The sequence below is a fragment of the Acetomicrobium sp. S15 = DSM 107314 genome (genome assembly GCF_016125955.1).
Lineage (GTDB): Bacteria > Synergistota > Synergistia > Synergistales > Thermosynergistaceae > Thermosynergistes > Thermosynergistes pyruvativorans.
The window spans coordinates 1-2,589 of the sequence record NZ_JADEVE010000102.1 but is presented as its reverse complement, the minus strand read 5'-3'; the positions used below and the strand labels follow the sequence as shown (position 1 = coordinate 2,589).

The following is a 2,589-nucleotide window of genomic DNA, read 5'->3' as shown; positions in this document are numbered from 1 at the left end:
CTTCCCAATTCGATCAGCGCCCTGGCAAGGTGGCTGCCTATAAAACCAGCCCCACCACTCAAAAGCACCCTTGGGGTCAGGTCTTTACTTTTTGTGTTTCTTAGCCTGCCCTAATCCTTGTTCTACTTTTTACAATCATACACTCGCATGCACATTTTTCACTCTTCACTCATCACTGATCACTCATCACTCACTTCCACACTCACATTCACTTTCACGTTTCACATATCACATCTTACCTATCATACCTACCGCCTTGCCCAGCGCTTTAGCCCTCACCATGCTCTTCAAGCCACTCCGCAATCTCAAAAACGAACTTTGGAAAGACCCGCAGCGCCTTTCTGTAGTGGGCATACACCAAATCATGGTCCAGATCTAAATACCCATGGACCAGGATGTTTCTAAAGCCTCCCAAGCCATGCAGTTCTCGATAAAGCTCCTCACTGATGACCTTCTGCTGCTTGAGCTCGTTCAAAATTTGCTCGTATTCATCTACGGAAATTTGAAAGACACCGGCCAGGATGTGATTTCCTATGTCCAAAATTAACGATGAAGCCACTTCTAATCCCCGTTCGATCGACCACTGTAGATCCACATTATTATTTCTATACTCCTCAAGGGAAACGGCTTCTTTCCCGCGCAGTTTTTCCAGCACTTCCTCAAGTTTCCTTAAGCGGGCGCTGACGCTCTCTCTTTTGAATACCATTCGCGAGCCCTCTCTTTCAAGTATTGATCCTGCACTCTTCTTAAGTGGGCCGTGTCCTGATATTTGCGTATAACATCGATCTCGAAGCCGTTCAGTATCTCCTCGTCCCGAGCATAAATAAGCTTTCCCCGGGAAACGATCTCAAACCTCAAAGAAAGAGGCGCTCGATTCAGCAAGACGAGGTCGAAACGCTCAGTATTCAAAGCTTCACATATCAATAGAAAAATATCCCGGTACGCGTCGCAAAGCTTCTCGCCTTTTACATCGGACTCGAGGAGAACAGCTACATCGATGTCTGAGGTTTCCCGCACTTTACCGCGGGCATAAGAGCCGAAAAGATATGCTAAGACCACCTCTTTTTGCTGCGCAAACAGCGGGCGTAATTTTTCTATGATTTCGGCAGCGCTCATCTTAGCCCCGGGCAAGATCTTTCCCGAAGGTCCACGGTAATCCGCAGCTATTCCCATACCATATCACCTCCATTTCTTACGCATAGTATAGAGGTCATATGTCTTTGCTTTTCCTGTTTCTTAGCCTCTACTAACTTTTTGTCTTCTCTTTTACACTTCCCGTTTTTTCTCTTTAGATCTCACTCATCACTCACTTTCACTTCCACACTCACATCCACTTTCACATCTTCCACTCGCCACTCATCACTTCTCAGTCTCACATGTCCGCCTCACATCTTCAACCGCCCGTTCATTTTGGGATCTCTTGATTTTCTCCACAACTTGTTGAACTGTAGCTTGCCTTAGCCACTGCTCTCTTTCTCGTGTGTAATCGCCACTTCCGGTATCAAGTTGCTGGAGAAAACGCACCATTCCAACAGGTCCAAGAGCCTCAGCCAGGGCTTTTAATCCGCGGCTCCTAATTTCTACTGGGGGTCATTTCCCTACCCTTCATCTTTGGTCACCTTCATTAACCACAAAACAGAAGATAGGTGCAGTACATCTATCATGTCTTATTGTTTAGCTAATAGCTTGCTTAAGTCACCTTTTGACAATCCACATTGTCTCAGGATACCCAAAAGTGTTCCCTTTGCCAGTTCTTCATGTAAGGGCACAATTGGTTTTATATGGCCCCTTTTGAAGACTTACGTGACTTCCTTTTTTGACGAATTACTTGAAACCCGCCTCTTTTGAGAGCTTTGATTAAATCTTCTCTAGATAAGGCTGGTAGTTTATTCACCAATAGCAACTTCAAAGGGATACAGGATCACTTCATATTTATCCTCAGGGAAGTCTTCGCTTCCGAAGCTATCTATATATAATTCGACAGCTTCCTTGAGATTTGTCTGAGCCTCCTCTATCGTTTTTCCCTGGCTTACAACGCCAAGCTCTATACAATGGGCAACATAAAATTTCCCCTCTTTTGTTATAACAGCAGTAAATTTCATTTCCTCACTCCTCAAGCCTTAATAGCATATCAAATTTTCGCACAAGTCTCTTAATCCACCTTCTCATAGAAGGTCCAAACCTCAATAATATACAGGTAAACCATGTCCTGCTCAATGCGATTACAATACCGCATGACACTAATGCATGACTCATCACATTTCACGAGACCGCTGAAAAAGTCGCTAAATTCGCTTTCATTTGTCCTTAGCTTGTTTAAATAGCAAAGGAGAATTAAGACGACGCCTATGTATTTTGCAAGTTGTATTGTTAATAGTGTAGTTATAATGTAGGTTTTTCAGCAGACTCTTCACATATTACGTCCTACACTCACACTCACACTCATTTTCACATTTTCAACTCATCACTGATCACTCATCACTCATTACTGATCACTCATCACTTTTCACGCCTCACGGCCTTTACTATTTTCTCAGCAATTTATCATACATTTAGGCCACTCCCAAAAGTTTCAACCGATTCCGATAG

3 protein-coding genes are annotated in these 2,589 nt (G+C 43.7%); all 3 read right to left on the bottom strand.

The window, feature by feature from the left end:
• Nucleotides 1-268: 268 nt before the first annotated feature.
• Nucleotides 269-706: a type VII toxin-antitoxin system HepT family RNase toxin gene (hepT, locus tag EZM41_RS02855; RefSeq protein WP_198469311.1), complete on the bottom strand. Its 438-nt coding sequence runs from the start codon at nt 704-706 to the stop codon at nt 269-271.
• The gene (gene mntA / locus EZM41_RS02850; RefSeq protein WP_198469308.1) at nt 670-1,173 is read right to left on the bottom strand and encodes a type VII toxin-antitoxin system MntA family adenylyltransferase antitoxin; all 504 of its coding nucleotides are present in this window, start codon (nt 1,171-1,173) and stop codon (nt 670-672) included. Before mntA ends, hepT begins: the two co-directional genes overlap by 37 nt.
• 713 nt (nt 1,174-1,886) lie before the next feature.
• Nucleotides 1,887-2,102 carry a type II toxin-antitoxin system HicB family antitoxin gene (locus EZM41_RS02845; RefSeq protein ID WP_198469306.1) on the bottom strand — a complete coding sequence of 72 codons (216 nt, stop codon included), beginning with the start codon at nt 2,100-2,102 and terminating at the stop codon, nt 1,887-1,889.
• Between the last annotated feature and the right edge of the window lie 487 nt (nt 2,103-2,589).